Annotated in this window: 18 protein-coding genes; 6 read left to right on the plus strand and 12 right to left on the minus strand. The window is 72.2% G+C overall.

What is annotated here, in order from left to right:
• Positions 1–8: 8 nt before the first annotated feature.
• Positions 9–476: a nitroreductase family deazaflavin-dependent oxidoreductase gene (locus ACH34S_RS19295; RefSeq protein WP_395954065.1), complete on the minus strand. Its 468-nt coding sequence runs from the start codon at positions 474–476 to the stop codon at positions 9–11.
• A 76-nt stretch (positions 477–552) separates the two neighbouring features.
• The gene (locus ACH34S_RS19300) at positions 553–1,341 is read right to left on the minus strand and encodes an alpha/beta fold hydrolase (protein WP_395954066.1); all 789 of its coding nucleotides are present in this window, start codon (positions 1,339–1,341) and stop codon (positions 553–555) included.
• Positions 1,342–1,506: 165 nt separating this feature from the next.
• Between ACH34S_RS19300 and ACH34S_RS19305 the strand changes: the two genes are divergently transcribed.
• The 3 genes from ACH34S_RS19305 to ACH34S_RS19315 all read left to right on the plus strand — a co-directional run bounded on the left by ACH34S_RS19305 (position 1,507) and on the right by ACH34S_RS19315 (position 5,901).
• Complete coding sequence (locus ACH34S_RS19305; protein ID WP_395954067.1) at positions 1,507–2,973, plus strand: amidohydrolase; 1,467 nt, start codon at positions 1,507–1,509, stop codon at positions 2,971–2,973.
• 82 nt (positions 2,974–3,055) lie between these two features.
• Positions 3,056–4,669, plus strand: a complete 1,614-nt coding sequence (locus tag ACH34S_RS19310; protein ID WP_395954068.1) for a serine/threonine-protein kinase — start codon at positions 3,056–3,058, stop codon at positions 4,667–4,669.
• A 224-nt stretch (positions 4,670–4,893) separates the two neighbouring features.
• A complete protein-coding gene (locus ACH34S_RS19315; RefSeq protein ID WP_395954069.1) occupies positions 4,894–5,901 on the plus strand; it encodes an SMP-30/gluconolactonase/LRE family protein in 1,008 nt (335 codons plus the stop codon).
• Between the two features lie 105 nt (positions 5,902–6,006).
• Here the strand turns inward: ACH34S_RS19315 and ACH34S_RS19320 are convergent, their stop codons facing one another.
• Positions 6,007–6,474, minus strand: a complete 468-nt coding sequence (locus ACH34S_RS19320; RefSeq protein WP_395954070.1) for a MarR family transcriptional regulator — start codon at positions 6,472–6,474, stop codon at positions 6,007–6,009.
• A 72-nt stretch (positions 6,475–6,546) separates the two neighbouring features.
• On the opposite strand from ACH34S_RS19320, the gene ACH34S_RS19325 reads away from it, so the two are divergent.
• A complete protein-coding gene (locus ACH34S_RS19325) occupies positions 6,547–7,263 on the plus strand; it encodes a VOC family protein (protein WP_395954071.1) in 717 nt (238 codons plus the stop codon).
• 43 nt (positions 7,264–7,306) lie between these two features.
• Here ACH34S_RS19325 and ACH34S_RS19330 read toward each other — a convergent pair whose 3' ends face one another.
• The 4 genes from ACH34S_RS19330 to ACH34S_RS19345 form a co-directional block, all read right to left on the minus strand.
• Positions 7,307–7,918 (minus strand): maleylpyruvate isomerase family mycothiol-dependent enzyme, encoded by a 612-nt coding sequence (locus ACH34S_RS19330; protein WP_395954072.1) that lies wholly within the window; start codon positions 7,916–7,918, stop codon positions 7,307–7,309.
• 69 nt (positions 7,919–7,987) lie between these two features.
• Entirely contained in the window at positions 7,988–8,953 is a 966-nt protein-coding gene (locus ACH34S_RS19335) for an RNA polymerase subunit sigma-70 (RefSeq protein ID WP_395954073.1), read from the minus strand.
• A gap of 111 nt (positions 8,954–9,064) precedes the next feature.
• Positions 9,065–9,982, minus strand: coding sequence for a branched-chain amino acid transaminase (locus tag ACH34S_RS19340; protein WP_395954074.1), 918 nt, complete (start codon positions 9,980–9,982; stop codon positions 9,065–9,067).
• Entirely contained in the window at positions 9,979–10,632 is a 654-nt protein-coding gene (locus ACH34S_RS19345) for an O-methyltransferase (RefSeq protein WP_395954075.1), read from the minus strand. Before ACH34S_RS19345 ends, ACH34S_RS19340 begins: the two co-directional genes overlap by 4 nt.
• A gap of 74 nt (positions 10,633–10,706) precedes the next feature.
• Between ACH34S_RS19345 and ACH34S_RS19350 the strand changes: the two genes are divergently transcribed.
• Positions 10,707–11,651 carry a D-2-hydroxyacid dehydrogenase gene (locus ACH34S_RS19350; protein WP_395954076.1) on the plus strand — a complete coding sequence of 315 codons (945 nt, stop codon included), beginning with the start codon at positions 10,707–10,709 and terminating at the stop codon, positions 11,649–11,651.
• On the opposite strand, the gene ACH34S_RS19355 is transcribed toward ACH34S_RS19350, so the two are convergent.
• The 5 genes from ACH34S_RS19355 to ACH34S_RS19375 form a co-directional block, all read right to left on the minus strand.
• Complete coding sequence (locus ACH34S_RS19355; protein ID WP_395954077.1) at positions 11,623–12,636, minus strand: DMT family transporter; 1,014 nt, start codon at positions 12,634–12,636, stop codon at positions 11,623–11,625. The two genes, ACH34S_RS19350 and ACH34S_RS19355, sit on opposite strands and share 29 nt — an antisense overlap.
• Positions 12,637–12,722: 86 nt before the next feature.
• The gene (locus ACH34S_RS19360; protein WP_395954078.1) at positions 12,723–13,625 is read right to left on the minus strand and encodes a TenA family transcriptional regulator; all 903 of its coding nucleotides are present in this window, start codon (positions 13,623–13,625) and stop codon (positions 12,723–12,725) included.
• A gap of 115 nt (positions 13,626–13,740) precedes the next feature.
• Complete coding sequence (locus tag ACH34S_RS19365) at positions 13,741–14,877, minus strand: Glu/Leu/Phe/Val dehydrogenase dimerization domain-containing protein (protein WP_395954079.1); 1,137 nt, start codon at positions 14,875–14,877, stop codon at positions 13,741–13,743.
• Between the two features lie 228 nt (positions 14,878–15,105).
• On the minus strand, positions 15,106–16,473 hold the full coding sequence (locus ACH34S_RS19370; protein ID WP_395954080.1) for an FAD-binding oxidoreductase: 1,368 nt from the start codon (positions 16,471–16,473) through the stop codon (positions 15,106–15,108).
• 94 nt (positions 16,474–16,567) lie between these two features.
• Complete coding sequence (locus ACH34S_RS19375; RefSeq protein WP_395954541.1) at positions 16,568–16,858, minus strand: 2-oxo acid dehydrogenase subunit E2; 291 nt, start codon at positions 16,856–16,858, stop codon at positions 16,568–16,570.
• A gap of 266 nt (positions 16,859–17,124) precedes the next feature.
• Between ACH34S_RS19375 and ACH34S_RS19380 the strand changes: the two genes are divergently transcribed.
• Positions 17,125–17,634: a hypothetical protein gene (locus tag ACH34S_RS19380; RefSeq protein WP_395954081.1), complete on the plus strand. Its 510-nt coding sequence runs from the start codon at positions 17,125–17,127 to the stop codon at positions 17,632–17,634.
• The last annotated feature ends 24 nt before the right edge of the window (positions 17,635–17,658 follow it).

Raw genomic sequence — 17,658 nt, forward strand, 5'->3', positions numbered from 1 at the left:
CGCCGCGATCAGCTCGGGGTGAGGCGGACGACCGGGTACTGCCGGTCGGACTTGCTCTGGTACTTGGCGATGCGGGGCTGCGCGGTGGCGATGCGCTGCCAGGCCCGCTCGCGGTCGTCGCCTTCCAGGCGGTGCGGCGTTACCGGCACGGTGCCGCCCCCGGGCAGCTCGATGGAGGCCTCGTCGGAGTGCGCCATCAGGTTGGCGAACCAGTCCGGGTGCCGGCTCCCGCCGCCCGACGCCACGATCAACCGCGCGTCCTCGTCATCATCGGGGAACCACGCGACCGGCGTTTCCCGCCGTTCCCCGCTGTGGCGCCCCACGGTGTGCAGGATCAGCACGTCCATGCCCATGAACGAGCCGCGTCCGCGCCGGACCTTGCGGTTCATGCGGGCGTTCATGCGGTGCTGCATCCAGCGTGAGAACGTTCCGGGCGTCCCGGGCTTGCGCTTCTTGTCCATGTGCTTCGCTGCCATGCCACTCACGCTAGATGCGGCCAGGTCAATGCCGCTTCTCGATTCCTGACCGGTCTCTCCCCGCCGGCCGGTCAGGTCAGCGGGTCAGGTGGTGGCGGAGGAAGGCGGCCGTGGTGTCGAGGACCCACGGCTGCTGGAACCGGGCGTCCTCGTGCCCGGCGCCGCCGAGGACGAGCAGCTGCGCGTCGCGTCCGGCGGCGACCAGGGCCTGATGCATGCGCAGGCTCTGGTCCAGCGGGATCTGCTGATCGCGGTCCCCATGGACGAGCAGCGTCGGCGGCGCCTGGTCGAGGCACTGGTACAGCGGGCTGGCGGCACGCGCCCGGTTTCGGTCGAGCGTCTTGACGGTGGTCCGCAGGTAGCGGGCGTCGGGCGGGTCCGGCAGGATCTCGCGCTCCAGCTCCGTCCGGGCCAGCCGGGCGACCAGGTCGGTGGGCCCGAAGAAGTCGACGACGGCGTCGATGCGGTCGCCGCGCGGGTCGAGCGCCGCCATCAGCGACAGGTGCCCCCCGGCCGAGGCGCCCCACGCGCCGATCCTCGCGATGGCCAGCCCGTGCCGGGCCCCGTGGGCGCGCAGCCAGCGGACGGCGGCGCGGACGTCGTCGATCGAGGCGGGAAAGGCCCCGGCCTCGCCGAGCCGGTAGTCGATGCTCGCGATCGCCACGCCCCGCTCGGCGAGCTCGGCAGCGAACGAGGTGGCGCCGCTGTAGCGGTCGCCGAAAAGCCATGCTCCGCCGTGCACCCACAGGGACACCGGATGCGGTCCCGAGCCCTCCGGGATGTACAGGTCGAGCAGCAGCCGCTCACCGTCGGCGACGGCGTACTCGACGTCCACGACCATGCGCTCGTGGGGAGAGGTCTTCATGACGCAATGATAACCGTTCTCAATCCTGTGGCCAGACAGTCGAGCGGAGCTCGTCCGTTGAATGGTGGCGGGTGGGGGCCGGAGGACGGTCCATTCCTTTTCAGGGTCGACAAGACCGCATTGCACCCTCACATTGATCATGAGGCGAAATGTGAGGAGTGTTCCATGGAGTCACCGATAACCCGTCGATCCGCTCTGGTCCTGACCGGTGCCGCCGCCGGGACCCTTGCCGCGGGCAGCCCGCGCGGCCACGCCGACCTGGTGCTGCACTCGGGCGCCGTCTGGACGGGGCACACCACCGCCCAGGCCGTCGCCGTGAAGGGCAAACGGATCGTGGCCGTCGGCTCCGACCGGCGCGTGCTGGAGCTCGCCGGCGACCGCACGCGCCGGGTCGACCTGAAGGGCGCCTTCGTCGGCCCCGGGTTCCGGGACCAGCACACCCACCTCATCCAGCGGGCGCTGACCGGCGCGGCCCCGGAGGCGTACCGGCCGGTGTGGAAGCCGTACGACGAGGACGAGGCGTTCGAGGCGCGCAGGCGCACCGGCCAGCGGCACGTCGATCTCCACGCGCGCGGCGAGACGCCCGTCGACCAGTGCACTCACAGCCCGGTCACCGAGAAGATGAAGAACGACCTGCTGGTCATGCAGGAGGAGGTGGCCAAGCAGGGCGTCAGCACGGTCGTGGAGGCGGGCCTGCGCGACCTCGGCGCGCTGGACGCCCTCTTCCAGCTCGCCGACGAAGGCAAGCTCAAGGTCCGCTTCCTGGTGCGGGTGGCATGGGGCTGCATGGAGGAGGCCGCCCGGATGGGCCTGCGCACAGGCTCGGGCAACGACTGGGTGAAGGTCCTGGGGGTGAAGCTCTACTCGGACGGATGGCTCGGCCCCCGGACGTCCGCACTGCGGCAGCCCTACAGCGACGACCCGTACGGCTTCCCCCGCAAGGGCATCCTGTTCCTCGCCCAGGAACGCGCGAACCGCGACGTCGCCCGCGCCCGGGAGCTGGGCTTCAACATCACCACCCACGCCATCGGCGACCGCGGGCTGAAGGTGACGCTGAACGCCTACGAGCACAACGACGTCTCGCCGCGGGACCGGTGGGCGGTCGAGCACGTCCAGGTCGCGGAGGACGACCTGCTGGAGCGGATGATCCGGCGCGGGGTGATCGCGAGCATCCAGCTGAGCTTCGCGACGTCCGACCAGCGGTTCGCCGAGGACGCGATCGGACGGCACCGGCTGCGCTACGCCTACCGGTGGCGCGACATGCTGCGCGCGAGGGTGCCGATGGTCGGCGGCAGCGACTTCGACATCGAGGCGCTCGACCCGATGTGGGGCCTGCAGCGCGTGGTGACCCGCACCGAGTTCGACGGCACGCCGCCCGGCGGCTGGCTCCCGGACCAGCGGCTCGACGTCCCCACCGCGCTGCGCCTGGTCACCTCCCGCGCCGCGTTCGCCTCGTTCGAGGAGCGCGACCGCGGCACGGTCGAGCCCGGCAACTACGCCGACCTCGTCGTCATCAAGGAGAACCCGCTGACGACGCCCCCGGACCGCCTCGCGAGCGCGACCCGCCTGATGACCATCACCAACGGCGAGATCACCTCGGAGGGCCCCGTCCGGTACCCGCCCATCGCCTGACGCCGCGCGCCATAACGAGGGCGGCCGTGCGGGTCCGGCACTACGATCTCGATGCGGTGCCGAGGGCTGGACGGAGCGCGACATGACCGAGGGTTCCCCGCTGCTGGGCCACGATCCGTCCGCGATCGGCGGGTACCGGCCGGTCGCGCGGCTCGGCGAGGGCGGGCAGGGCGTGGTCTACCTCGCGGAGGACCCGGCCGGCCGCCGGGTGGCCGTCAAGTGCCTGAAGGTTCGGCTCGACGGCGGCGCCAAGGCGCGTGCGCGGTTCGCCGCCGAGGTCGCGGCGGCCCAGCGCGTCGCCGAGTTCTGCACGGCCCGGGTCCTGGACGCCGACCTCGACGGCTCCGTGCCCTACCTCGTGAGCGAGTTCGTCGAAGGGGTCTCCCTGTTACAGGCGGTCCGGGAGGAGGGCGTCCGCACCGGCGCCGACCTGGAACGGCTGGCGATCGGCACCGCGACCGCGCTGGTGGCCATCCACCAGGCGCAGGTCGTCCACCGCGACTTCAAGCCGGGCAACGTGCTGCTGTCGGCGCAGGGCCCGCGGGTCGTGGACTTCGGGATCTCCCGCGTCCTGGAAGGCGCTGGCGAGGAGTCCAGCCAGGTGGTCGGCACCCCCGCCTACATGGCGCCCGAGCTGTTCTCCGGTGGCCGCGCCGGGCCCGCCGTCGACGTCTTCGCGTGGGGCTGCACCGTCGTGTTCGCCGCGACGGGGCGGTCCCCCTTCGCGGCCGCCACGATCGAGGCGGTCATGCGGCGCATCACCGACGACGAGCCCGACCTCGGCGACCTGGGCGGACGGTTGCGCGAGCTGGTCGCCCGCTGCCTGGACAAGGACCCGGCGCGACGTCCGGACAGCGAAGAACTCCTGCTCGGCCTGCTGCGCCGCGAGCCGCACGGCCAGGTGAGCCTCCAGGCCGCCGCCGCAGCCGCCAGCCCCGAAACGGCCGCCCCCGAGGCCGGCGCGTCCGAGGCCGGCGCGTCCGAGATCGCCGCTCCCGAAGCCGCCGGTCCCGCCGCCGGGACGTCGTCGCCGCGCCGGGTGCGCCGCGCCGCCATCACGGCGGCCACGGCCATCGTCGCGGCGGGTGCGGCGGCCCTGGTCACCGCCACGCTGCTGCCGTCCACCCAGGCCGACCCCGACGACGACCCGACGCACGCGGGCCGGCAGCCCCCGGCGCCCGGCGCGACGGTGCTGCCATCGGCGCGCGGGTCGAGTCCGAGCGCGACCGCCACCTCCCAGACACCGCCCACCGGTTCGACCCCCGGCGCGTCCCACGCCCCGGCCGGAGGCACGGCGACCATATCGAGGCCCGGCAAGGAGCGGGCTTCGGTCACCACCTACAAATGGGCGTCGACGGACCTCACCCCGCAGCTGAAGCGGACGGCCTGCCTGTACCGCGTCCGATACGGCAACTTCGGCAACACCGCGTTCGCCCAGGTCAGGACCTATGGCTCGGGCTGCGGGAAGGTGACCGTCTCGGTCTACGGGCAGTCCGGCTCGTTCACGGGCACGTGGAGTTCCGCCGCGACGGCGCAGAGCGGCCGGGACGGATGCGGCGCCTACGTCGAGCGGCAGGCCACCTCGTCCGCGAACCACATCGCGACCGGGATGGCCGTCACCTTCGACGGCCTCGGCGGTACGGCCCGCTACCTGTACGGCACCGGAAAACCGATCAGCCCGCATAAGTCCTGCTGACACCGCTTCCGGACGGATCTGAAGCCGGGTCTTGCCAGAGTATGTCTGACATCCGACAATCTACGTAATACGTAGACCCTCACCTGCCGGCTACATGGCCTGCCTGGTAGGAAACCCTCCGGTTCCCTACGGGTCTCTACGTTGCGTCCAGAGAGACGGATGGAGCGGCGATGCACATGAGGCGCCGCCGTGACGTCTGGGGAAAACCGACGGAGAAGGTAGTCATGTACCGCACAGTTCGGCGACACGTCATCGTTGTCGCGACCCTCACCGTGCCGTTGCTCGCCGGCTCGGCCGCACAGGCCGCAGGAGCTTCCGCCGATGCGCAGGCCCGGATCTCCACCGCGTTCGAGATCCCGGGGGACCGGGTCTACCCCGAGGGAATCGCCGCCGACCCCTACACCGGCGACCTGTACACCGGGTCGTACGAGGGCGGCGCGATCTACCGGGCCAGGCCCGGGCAGCGGGTCGCCGAGGAGTTCCTGCCCGCGCGCGGGGACGGGCGATCGCAGGCCCTCGGGCTGGAGGTCGACCGGTCCAGGCGCCTGTGGGTGATGGACCGCCTCACCGGGCTCGCCGTCTACGACATTCCCAGCCGCCGCCTGGTGGCCCGGTTCGTCGTCCCCAACCAGGACCCGCGCCTCGTCAACGACGTCGCCATCACGCCGGACGGCACCGCCTACATCACCGAGAGCCGGCAGGCCATCGTCTACCGCGTCACGCCGAAGCAGCTCGCGGACGCGGCCGAGCAGGGCGGCGAGGTGCCGCTCACGCCCGCGTTCGACCTGTCGGAGGTCGTGGAGCCGCACGCGCCCAACACGATCACCCTCAACGGGATCGTCGCCGAGCCGTCGGGGCGCTACCTGCTCACGGTGGACATGACCGGAGCCGACCTCTACCGCATCGCGCTGCCCTCCGGGAAGGTCGAGAAGGTGGCCCTGAGCGGCGGAAGCATCCTCACGGGCGACGGCATGGAACTGCAGCGCGGCACGCTGTGGGTGGCCCACCCCATCGCGAACGCCTACGCGATCAGCAAGTGGCGCATCGGCTCGGACGGCCGGACGGCCCACATGACCCGGCGGCTCACCGACGCGGCGCTCGGCACCCCGACGACCCTGCTGCGCAAGAACGGGAAGCTGTACGTGGTCCGCTCGCAGTTCGACAAGGGCGGCCCGACGGGTCCGGGCACCCCGCAGCTGCCCTTCTCCGTCGCGTCCGTGCGCGGCCTCTGACCAGGTCGCCGTCCGTTAGGGCGTGATACCCGGGCCCTGGCAGTGGGGCACCGGCCGGGCGCATGTCCCGCCGGTGGCCAGGGCCCGTTCCGCGTTTCCCGCGGGTCAGTCGGGCTGGCGGGTCAGGGCCATGGTCTCGCGTTCGTAGGTGAGCAGGGCGTTGATCACCAGGTGCCGCTCGGCCGGGGACAGCGGCTCCAGCGCGGTGCGCCAGGCCGCCGCCCCCGCGCCCAGCCAGGCCTCGATCGCGGGACGGTGGGCGGCGGCGATGCTCACGATCGTCCGGCGGCGGTCGTGCTCGTCCTCGCGCCGTTCCAGGATGTTCTGCCGGCTCAGGTCTCCGACCATCAGGCTGACCGTCGTCGAGGCGAGCTGGAGCTGGTCGGCGAGCTGCTTGACCGTGGCGGACTCGTCGTAGAGCAGCAGGGCCAGCAGCGAGAGGTGCCGGGGGGTGAGCGCGAAGTCGCGCAGCCGCTCGGGGACCGGCATCCGCTTGGCCCGCGCCATCAGCCGCGGCATCAGCCGGAGCATCTCGCGCACGCCCTCGTCGACGGTCGGGCCGTCGGTTGACATCGAACCCTCCGAGATTTAGTGTTGCTTTCAAATCTATTTTGATAGCAAGGCTTATTATGCCGGAGGGCTCTCATGGCCGTCTACGACCTGGACCACTTCACGCTCGGTGTGCGGCACCTCTACGCGAGCGCCGAGCGGCTGCGCGGCGAGACCGGGCTGCGCAGCCACGAGGGCGGATGGCTGGACGCCGTCCCGACCGCCCACCGCACCATCCCGCTGCCGGGCGACGCCTACGTCAACGTCGAGTCGGTCATCGACCACCACGCCGGCCTGCCGCCCGGGATCGACGCGTTCCGCGACTGGTTCGAGCGGACGACCCGCCGCGGCGACCACTGGATGAGCTGGAACCTGAGAGCCCGCAGCCTCGCCGACCTTGCGGAGGTCGCGCGGCGCTTCGGCGGCGAGGTGGTCACGGCGCCCGGCGCCCGCCGGCCGGACGGCTCGACCTGGAGCACGACCATGGCCCCGGGGAACGTCGCGGTGACCTGGGGGAGGGGGCTCCCGAACTTCTACTTCCACGAGGACATGGCGCAGCACCCGGCGCGCCGCGTCCCCCTGGACCACGAGCGCCCGCTGCGCGAGATCGGCTGGCTGGAGGTGGGCGGCGACCCGGCCGAACTGGAGGAGCACGTCGGTGCCGAGACCTTCGCCGCGCTCCCGCTGCGGTTCGTCGACGGTCCCGCCGGGCTGTCCGGGGTCGGGCTGATCACCCGCGACGGCGAGGAGATCGCGCTGCGCGCGCCGTCCGGTGCCCCCGGCCTGGCCGAGCTCGCCGCCCGGTCCTCCTGAGACTCCGGGCCCTCCCGAGACTCCAGGCCGGGGGCGGATCGCCTCAGCGGGGCGTTTCCCGGGCCTTGTCGAGGGCGCGCCGTCCGGTGATCACCAGGAGGATCTCCTTGGCGGGCATCGTCACGACGGCGGGTCCATCACCGACGGAGACGTCCGCGTCGCCGGCGACCAGCTTCCGTCCGCCGAGGTCGGCGCCGAAGAACTTCAGCTGCTTGTCGACGGCCGACCCCAGGACCAGCGCGATGCGTTCGGGCGACGGCGAGGGAAGCCCCAGCGGTTCGGTGACGTCCAGGCCGTGGATGACGTCGTGGCTCAGAGCGCCAGCCTGGCCACCGCCGGGCGGCCGCCAGGGGTGCTCGATGTTGCGCCGGAGAAGGTCGAGGAGCTCGGCCTCGCTCATCGCCCGTGCCGCCGACCGGGCGTCCCGGTCGGCGTACCGGTTGAACGAGAACCGCGCCCGGACCAGGCCCGCAGCGAACCCCATGGGCCTGGTCCGGAACGGCATCGTGATGTGGGCGACCACCTCGCGGACCCGCCAGCCGTCGCACAGGGACGGCGTGTCCCACTGCTCCGCCGTGAGGTCGGCGAAAAGGCCGGCGAGCCGCTCCCGCTCCGCCCGGGTCTCGCTGGTCAGATGGGCCGTGGACGTGTCCATCGCGCTGTGTCCTTCCGCGTCGTCGGGTGTTCACCGGCTTGTACGACGCGGCGCGTGGGAACTCATCGCTCAGCCGGTGACCTCCTCCCCGGCCCGGAGGGACGCGGGGAGGCCGAACTCGGCGAACCGGTCGTGCGTGCCGAGGAAGGTGATCATCTGGGTGAGGCGTCTGTCCCGCATGTCGACCGACACGAGGGCGAACGGACGCAGGACGCCGTCGTCGCCGGGCCGGTACTGCCCGAACCCCGGGGCGCCGTTGATGCGGCAGGGCACCAGCCGAGCGCCCGCGCAGGAGTCGCTGGACCCGGCGAGCACGGCGATCGTCCGTGCGCCGTCCATCCGCCACGGGAACGGCGGCATCGAGGCCACCGCGTCCTCGCGCATCACCGCGGTCAGCCCGGCGATGTCGTGGGACTCGAACGCGGACACGTAGCGGCGGAGCAGATCACGCTGCCCGGCGTCCTCGGGGTCGTAGAGGTCGAAGGGGTCGGGACGGTTCGCCGCGAGGGTGGCCCGTGCGCGCTGCAGGGCGCTGTTCACCGCCGGGACGGTGGTGCCGAGGATCTCGGCGGTCTCCTGCGCGGAGAACACCAGGACGTCGCGGAGCACCAGGACGGCCCGCTGCCGTGGAGCGAGATGCTGGAGCGCCGCGATGAACGCCAGCCGCACCGACTCCCGCGCCAGGACCACGTCATCGGGGTTCTGGCCGCCGAGCAGCCGCGCGTCGGGCATCGGCTCCACCCACGCCTCCGGGGGGAGCGGGGTGCCGAGGTCCGGGCCCTGCGTTGCCGAGGCCACGTCCATGACCAGGGCGCGGCGTTTCGCCGCCCGGAGCATGTCGATGCAGACGTTGGTGGCGATCCGGTGGACCCACGTGCTGAGCCGGGCCTTGCCCGGGTCGTAGTGGTCCCGCTTGGCCGACGCGCGGATCAGCGTCTCCTGGACCGCGTCGTCCGTGTCGGCGGACGAGCCGAGGAGCCGGTAGCAGTAGCCGGTCAGCGGGACCCGCAGCGCCTCCAGATCCTCGACCGTCACCCCGCAGCCTGCCCGCACGAGCGACCCCCGTCAGCGTATTGGCACGAATACGGTCCATTAGACCAGCGCCGGATCGCCTGCGGTCCACCCCGGACCAGATCGCGCCGGTGTCTAGATCGGGGTCATCCAGCCTCGGGTGTCGGGGACGCGTCCGCGCACGACGTCCATCATCGCCTGCTGGAGGGCCTGGGTGACCGGGCCGAAGGCACCGGAGCCGATCTTGCGCCCGTCGATCTCCGGGATCGGGAGCAGCTCGGACGCCGTCCCGGTGCTGAACACCTCGGAGGCGCCGAGCAGGTCGTCGGTGCCGAGATCGCGCTCGACCACCTCGTAGCCCAGGTCGGCGGCCAGCCGCATGACGGTGTCGCGGGTGATGCCGGGCAGCAGCGAACGCGACGCGGGCGGGGTCGAGACGACGGAGCCGTGGACGGCGAAGATGTTCTCCCCGGTCGCCTCGCACACCATGCCGTCCTCGTCGACGAAGATCGCCTGCGCGAAGCCGCGCTGCTTGGCCTCGGAGAACGCGACCACGCTCAGCAGGTAGTGCCCGCACGCCTTGGCCTTGTAGAGGTCGGCGTGCGTCTTGGGCCTGCGATGGCTGGAGAACGTGGCCGTGGTGCCCTCCTCCCGGTTGCGGTCGGAGTAGCCCGACCAGGCGAAGGCGATCACCGCGGTGTGGGCGTCGTTGAGCCAGTGCGCGAAGATGATGTTGGGTTCGCCGACGTAGACCAGGGGCCGGACGTAGGCGTCGGCGAGGCCGTTGGCCTCGATCGTGCGGCGGGCCGCGTCGACCAGCGTCTCCTCGGTGTGCTCGATCGGGATCGACAGGGCCGCGGCCGAGTCGCGCAGCCGCCGCATGTGCTCGCCCACGCGGAACATGGCCCGGCCGCCGTCCTCCTGGCGGTAGCAGCGGATGCCGTCGAAGGCCCCGAAGCCGTAGTGCAGGGTGTGGGTCAGCAGGTGGGCGCGCGTGGTCTCGGAGCGGACGAGCTCGCCGTCCAGCCAAAGGGTCTCGGCCGCTTCGATCACCAGGACTCCTCGGGTGCGTGGTCTCGGATGGTCAGCTCGACGCCGGCCCCGAGGGGGAGGGTGTGCGAGCAGGCGCCCGGCACCTTGCGGACGTGCTCGACGTAGGCGCGCATCTGCTCGGCGGTGGCCTCGGGCTCGAGGATGTTGTCCGCCACGACCACCCCGCCCGCCGCGAGCCGGGGCCAGACGAGATCGAACTCGCGGATGTAGAGGTCCTTCCAGTGGTCGATGAGCACCACGTCGAAGGGATAGGGCAGCTCCGGGACGATCTCGGCGGCGTCGCCGTGCTCGATCCGCACCATCCCGGCGAAGCCGGCGTCGGCGACGTTGCGCCGCAGCTCGGCGACCTTGCCGGCGTCGGCCTCGATCGTGACGAGCGAGCCGCCGGTGTCGGCGACGGCGTCGGCCAGCCAGATCGTGGAGTAGCCGACCGACCCGCCGATCTCGACCACCCGCCGGGCCCGCCCGCGCCGGACCAGCGTGTTGAGCAGCCGCCCGACGTCCGGCCCGACGTCGAGCATCAGCCTGGGCGCGGCGGCGCGGGTGTACCGGGCGCCCTGCGCGTTCAGCGTGTCCAGCTCGGGCCGCTCCCGCGCGGAACGTTCTTCAAGGCGGGCCAGCACGCGGCCCGCGTCGGTCGCCATGACCATTTCGCTCACCTTCTCTCGGCTGTCCGGCACGGCGGCCGTGGCCGCCGTGCCGGAACTGTCCTAACCTGACCGCCATGAGGATGTGCATCATGCATCCGCGGCTCGGCGACGAGCTCCGCGCACACCTCGACGGCCGGCTGCCCGGGGTCACGGTCGACGTCGTCCACGACGAGCGCGGCGACCCGCCGGAGTTCGGCCGGTACGACGTCCTCGTCGCCAACGCCTTCCCGCCGGGACTGCTCGCCCGCGGCGCCCGGCTGCGCTGGCTCCAGCTCACCAGCGTCGGCACCGACCAGCTCGCCGCCGGACGGCCGCGCCCCGGGCTGATCGTCACCAACGCGGGCGGGATTCCGGCGCGGGCGGTCGCCGAGTTCGCGCTGATGGGGATGCTCGCCCTGGCCAAGGAGGCCCCGGCGCTGGTGCGCGGGCACGACGCCCGCGCCTGGCGGCTCCCCGGCGCGCGGCTGCTGGCCGGGGGCACGCTGGTGCAGGTCGGTCTCGGCCGGGTGGGCGGCGAGATCGCCCGCCGCGCCCGCGCCTTCGACATGCGCGTGGTCGGGGTGACCCGGACCGGGCGGGAGTCCGCCGCGGCCGATCTGACCGTCCCGCCCTCCGCCCTGCCGGACGTGGCCCGGGACGCCGACCATCTCGTGGTGGCGGTGCCCGGCGGCGCGGGGACGCGCGGCCTGGTCGGCGCGCACGTGGTGGCCGCGCTGCCCGCGACCGCCTGCCTGATCAACGTCGCGCGGCCGGAGGTCGTGGACACCGGCGCGGTCGTCGCGGCGCTGCGCGGCGGGCGGCTGCGCGGGGCGCTGCTGGACGTCCACGACCACGAGCCCCTCCCTTCCGACAGCCCGCTGTGGAGCACCAGGGGCCTGTGGGTCACTCCGCACGCCGCGTTCTGCTATCCGGGCGAGGCCGCCGACCTCGCCGACCTGATCGCCGGCAACCTGCGCCGGCTGCGGGCGGGCGAACCGCTGCACAACCTCGTCACCGCTCCGGCTCCCGCCCCCCGCTGAGCGGGCCGTCCCGCATGGCGCCGTCCGGCATCGGACCGGCCGGCGCCGCGCCCGAGGCCACCGCCTCCGGGGGAGCGGCGGGCTCGCCGTCCGCCGCGCCGCGCGGCGACCGCTCCCAGGTCGCGAGGACGACGCCGACCAGCGTCACCGCCGAGCCGAAGATCTGCCAGCCGCTCAGCGACTCGTCGAAGATCGGGACGGCCAGCATGGCCCCGAAGACCGGGACCAGGTAGAGGAACACGTTGGTCTTGGCCACCCCCACCTGGCGGAAGCAGTAGTACCAGGCGATGATGTTGTAGACGAACCCGATGACACCGCCGTAGGCGACGCCGAGCCAGCTCGCCGCGGACGCCTCGGTGAACGTCTCCGGCGAGCCGATCAGGCCCGGCGCCGCCAGCAGCACCAGCGGCACCGTGCCGATCAGGCAGCTCCAGGTCGCGACGGCCGGTGGCGGCAGCCGCCGCATCGCGAACTTGCTGATGATCGCGTAGACCGCGAACAGCAGCACCGCGACGACCATCAGGATCTCGCCCCGCCAGTCGTCGGAGCTCTTCTCGCTCGCGGCGTCGGTGGGCAGGATCCGCATCAGCCACAGCATGCCGACCCAGCCCGCCGCGATCCCGACGACCTGCCGCGCCGCGATCCGCTCCCGCAGCACCAGCCAGGCCAGCGCCAGCGACGCGGCCGGGATGATCATTTCGATCAGCCCCGCCTCGGACGCCGGGATCAGCTCCAGCGACCTGAAGAACAGGATGTTGTAGATGCAGATCCCCACCAGCCCGGTGCCGATCAGCCACGGCACGTCCCGCCGCTCGGGACGCGGCCAGCGCCCCAGCAGCGGGAGCAGGACGACCAGCGCCAGCAGGTAGCGCATGGCGTTGGCCTCCACCGGACTGAAGCTGTCCAGCGCGTACCGTCCGGCGATCAGGTTGCCGGCCGCCGTGACCGGCACCGAGACCAGCAGAACGAGCAACTTCCAGTTCAAAGGTGCGTCCTCGATGGTGAAGCGGGAGCGTGCGATCCCGGCGGGGATCTCGGGAGAAGGGGAGGGTCAGGTTCCGGCGGGCACGGTCAGCTGCCCGCGGATCCGGAGTTGAGCGTCTCCCAGGCGGGGTGCCGCTTGAGGACGATCTCCCGGTAGAGGCCCCACTGGTACATGCGGCGCGCCTGGATGGAACGCCACACCGCGAGCCGCACCCGGTGCTGCAGGTCGCCGGTGACCGCGTACTTGCGCAGCAGGTTCGCGGCCTCCTCGGCGTGCTGGTCGTCGCCGCCGTAGTCGTGCTCGAGCCGCTCGTCGCCGGCGTGGATGCGGAAGACCTCCAGCGCCTCGTCGTCGAGGTCGAACTGGGCGCTGAGCGCACGCGCGATCTGCCGGAACCGGTTGGGAATGGTCAGCTCGATGGCGAAGCTGCCGGCCGCCAGCCCTTCGAGCCAGTGGTAGTCGCGCACCAGGTGCTGGCGGTACTCGACGTACACCAGCGTCTCGGGGTAGGGCTCGGTGAACTCCATCTCCTCGTCGCTGACGCCCAGCGCGTTGCCGAGCTTGCGGACGGTGACGGGATGCTCGCGGGCCGGGTTGAACTCGCCGAGCTCCTCGGCGAGGTTGGCGCCCATGAACTGCCGGGCGTCGTAGAAGTAGGTCGCGTTGGCACAGATCTGCGCGATCACGGAGGGGAAGATCCGGGCGTCGATGTACCACTGCTTGACCCACTCGCGGACGCCCTCGAGCGGGATCTGCTGGGCGATGAGGCGCTCGTAGAACGGCCCGATGTTGGCCGCCGCCGAGTTCATCACCTCGTCGGTCAGCTCCTTGACGAACTGCTCGGGCGGCAGCACGGCCGGCACCGGGTCGGTGAGCCGGGTCGTCGGCGTGCCGATGGGGGCGTGGTCGAGCTCGTGATGCAGCTCGCCCTCGTGACGGTCGCGAACCTGGCGGACGGTCTCGCGCTCCTGATGAGCGTCCAGCGTCATGGATGTGCTCCCTAGCTCTTGCGCGGTCACTTACCTGTCTGGTGCCTGCCTGCGATCTGTCGTGGGCCGTTGAGCCGGCGGGTGCCGGCGGGGGTGATCGGGCCCTTCGTGCTGGCTAGAGCGATGGGACGGCGGCGGCCCCCTGGCGTGCGGCGACCCGTTCGGCGCTTACCCGCGCGGCCGCCCGCGGGAGGGACAGCCCGTCGGCGGCGGCCCGCTCGCTGACCGCCGCGTAGGCCGACCGGATGCGATCGCGGACCTCCTGGTGGAGCGCGTCGGCCAGGGCGTCGGCGTCCTTGGCGTCCTGGGCGGTACCGGTGAGGACGGCCCCGGTGGCGATCGCGCCGCCCGCGTTGGCGACGATCCCCGGCAGGACCGTGGTTCCCCGCGCCTCGAACGCGGCCAGCGCCGCGGGGGTGCTGGGATCGTTGGCGCCCTCGGCGATCAGCCCCGCGGAGATGCGCGGCACGTCGCTCTCTTCCACGGTGTGGGAGCAGGCGGCGAGCACCAGGATGTCGGCGGGCACGTCGAGCAGCCGGTCCGGATCCGCGCCGGTGGTGAGGCCGGCCGGCAGCGCGCCCCGGTCGACGAGGCCGGTGGGGTCGGTCGCCGCCACCAGGTCGGGCATGGGCAGCCCGGCCGGATGGCAGATCACGCCGAGCCGGTCGGACACCGCGACGACGCGATGCCCGCGGGCGTGCAGGTGGACCGCCGCCGCGCGGCCGACCGTCCCGAAGCCCTGGACCGCGACGGTCGACGCCGGGGCGTCAGGCGGCAGGGCAGCCGTGATCGCCTCGGCGATCCCGAACCCGGTGATCTGGGAGCACCGCTCCCATAACTCCGCCCACGAGCAGGGCAGCAGCGCGGTGTCGCCGGACTTGGCGACCTCGTACCCGGCGGCCTCGAAGATGAGCCCCCGGTCCCGGTAGCAGATGCCCTGGTCGCTGCCGACGTAGATGCCGCCCTTGAGCAGCGGTGCCATGCGGGTGCCGAAGGCGCGGAGCCGCCCGTCCCGTTCCGCGCCGGGCGGCAGATCGCTCACGATGCCGCCTTTGGCGCCGCCGATCGGCAGGTCGGCGAGCGCCAGCTTCCGTGTCATCTGGCGGGCGAGCCCGGCCAGTTGGGCGGGGGTGACGTCGGGGGTCATCCGCACCCCGCCCATCGCCTTTCCCGCGACCAGCGTGTCGACGATTACATACGCTTCTAATCCGGAATTGCCATCGTTCAGGGTGGTGACGATAGCGCCAGTCATTCAGCCTCCGTAGCGTGACGAAAAGACTCCCCCGAGCGACCAGTCGCCTTTTGCAAGGCACGAGAGAGTCTTGTCCGGGCCGTTTGACGTGTCAAGGTACTCGTTCGATGGGGGAGCGGCCCGACCGGAGCTTGAATATGGGGCGACCGATAAATGTTCCACTGGTCAGAGGCTTGAGTAAGAGGCCGCCGAAAATAGGTCAAGAATGATCTTGGGTATTTCGGGTGGTCAGAATGCCTTTCCCGGGTTGAGGATCCCCGCGGGATCGAAGGCGTGCTTGATCGCCCGGTGCAGCGCGAGAGCGTCGGGGCCGAGCTCGCGTCCGATCCACCGCCGCTTGAGCGCGCCCACGCCGTGCTCCCCGGTCAGCGTGCCGCCGAGTTCGAGCGCGGTGGTGAAGACCTCGTCGGCCGCCGTCCACACCGCCTCCGGCACCTCAGGGGCTCCGGACCCGCCGCGGTCGAACACGAAGACCGGGTGCAGGTTGCCGTCGCCCGCATGCGCCACGGTCAGGATGGTGACCCCGTGCCGGTCCGCCGCCGCCTCGATCGCCTCGAACATCTCGGCCAGCCTGGAGGGCGGGACGCACACGTCCTCGACGAGGCACGCCCCCAGCCGCTCCGCCGCCGGGTAGGCGAGGCGCCGCAGTTCCAGCAGCGCGACCGCCTCCTGCGGGTCGCGCGACACATCGGTGTGGGCCGCCCCGGCCCGCTCGCAGCACCGGGCCATCTCGGCGGCCGGACCCCGCGGATCGGCGGCATCGGACTGCGCGATCAGCACCGCGCCGGTGTCCGGGTCGAGGTCGATGCGCTTCCACGCGTCGATCGCGCGCAGCGTCGCCCGGTCGATCAGCTCCAGCAGGCTCGGCCGCACCCCCGCCGCGACGATGCCGGCGACCGCGCCGGCCGCCCTGCGCGTGGAGTCGAACAGCGCCAGGACCGTCGCCGGGTCGGGCGGCACCGGACGCAGCCGCAGGGTCGCGGCCGTGATGACCCCCAGCGTCCCCTCGGAACCGACGAGCAGGCCGGTCAGGTCGTACCCGGTGACGCCCTTCACGGTGCGCCCGCCGGTGCGGACCACCCGGCCGTCGGCGAGCACGGCCTCCAGCCCGAGCACCGAGTCGCGCGTCACCCCGTACTTCACGCAGCGCAGCCCGCCCGCGTTGGTCGCGAGGTTCCCGCCGATCGTGGAGATCTCGTGGCTGGACGGGTCGGGCGCGTACATCAGGCCGTGGGCGCGCGCCGCCCGGTCGAGATCGGCCGTGATCACCCCCGGCTCGGCGACGGCGAGCGCGTTCGCCGGATCGACCTCCCGGACGGCGTCCATCCCGCGGAGCGAGAGCACCACGCACCCGTCCACCGCGAGGGCCCCACCGGCCAGCCCGGTGCCCGCGCCGCGCGGCACGACCGGAACCCGATGCCGGTTCGCCCACCGGAGAGCGGCGACCACGTCCCCCACCTCCCGCGCGCGGACGACGGCACCCGCGACGCCCGGCGCCAGAAACGTCCGGTCCCGGGCATACGACGCCACCACGTCGGGATCGACGACCACCCGCCCCGCAGGCAGCACCTCGACCAGCTCTTCGAAATCCGCCATGGCCCCTCCGCGTTGACTGAAGTGCAGCCCTTCCCGACCCGGAGATTACAGCCAGCTCCATTTCGGTCGCCCCTTACTCTCCCACGCGGGAATTTCAAGGACGCCTATTCGGGGCCTCAACCGGCTGTTCCGGAGGAGCCGAAAACTCAGACCAGGATCTGGAGCGGATTCTCATCAGGGAAATGAAGGTGCTCAGCCACTCCGCGGCGACCGTCCCGTCGATGGGCCGGTGACCGACCGAAAGGGTCACGTGCAGCACGGTCCCGACCGCCGGTTCGCCATCGCGGACGACGGGCCGCAGTTTCGCGGCTCCGACGGCGAGTACCGCCGCACTTCCACGCCCCGTCCCAGCGGTGCGCCATCGAGACTTCGGCATCGACCGCATCCTGTTCGGCAGCGACCACCCCTGCTTCCGCGCCGTCCGGTACGTCGAGGAGGCCGGCCTCACCGCCGACGACCTGACCCGGACCGATCGGGAGTGTGACGGCTATCACGACAACCTTTTCGGATGGAATTCTGATCTTGCGTGTCCGGAACTGCTCCCGGAAAGCCCGAACCAAACGTGTGGTGCCCTCATCGTATGAAGGCGTATGGGGGCACGGGTTCACGAGCTGAAGGTCGAGTAAGCCACCGTGTCGTAATGGAGAAGAAATGCGACTCGGAAAAGCCACTGTCTTCGGTCTCGTCGTCGGCGCCATGACGGTGGGGCTCGCCGCGCCCGCGATGGCCGACCCCGGCGACGTGGTCGTGCAGCCGAAGCAGGCCCGCCCCGGCGACCAGATCACCGTCGTCGGGAAGAAGTGCACCACCGACGGGACGGCCGGCTCGCTGGCCTTCGTGGGCGGGGCCGTCGTGCTGAACGGCGCCGAGGAGGTCGACGGGCGGGCCGGCCTGGCGTCCATCAAGAACGACACCTTCCCGGGCACCTACACCATCCTGGTCAGGTGCGGCGGCCACAAGTCGGTCGGCGAGATCGTGGTCGTGGACGGCAAGGCGCGGCCGAAGTCGACGCCCACCCCGGCCGGCGGCGCCGGGACCGGGATCGGGGGCGGCGCGGGCGGTGCCGACACCGCGCTGCTCGCCGGTGGCGGCGTTCTGCTGCTGGGTGGGATCGGCATCGGCGCAATGGCGGTCCGCCGGCGCGGTGACCTCGCCGCGTAATGACGGAATTCCGGTGGCGGCCCC

Origin of the sequence: Actinomadura sp. 3N508 (assembly GCF_044326375.1) — a bacterium.
Lineage (GTDB): Bacteria > Actinomycetota > Actinomycetes > Streptosporangiales > Streptosporangiaceae > Spirillospora.